General features: G+C 36.6%; 1 pseudogene. It reads left to right on the forward strand.

Annotated elements, in window-relative coordinates:
- Positions 1-279, forward strand: a pseudogene (locus tag ACSG5Z_RS32555) (lytic polysaccharide monooxygenase); the annotation flags it as partial.

The raw sequence follows: 279 nt of genomic DNA on the forward strand, positions 1-279 counted from the left end.
AAAACTAAAAGCAAATACGGAATATACCTATACAATAAAGGCGTTAGACTCTGCTGGAAACATATCAAAAGAAAGTGAGGAACTAAAGGTTAAGACAACAAATGAAATCCCAGATTTAGAAGCTCCGACGCAACCGAAAGGATTACATAGTATGAGTACAACAGCGACCACTGTTGATTTGATGTGGAGTCCGTCTGAAGATTATGTAGGTGTAGACCATTATATTGTATATAGAGAAAGCTTTGGAGTTATGAATAAAATTGGGACAACGGCTAATAC

It is taken from the genome of Bacillus pretiosus (assembly GCF_051294775.1).
GTDB classification, from domain to species: domain Bacteria; phylum Bacillota; class Bacilli; order Bacillales; family Bacillaceae_G; genus Bacillus_A; species Bacillus_A wiedmannii.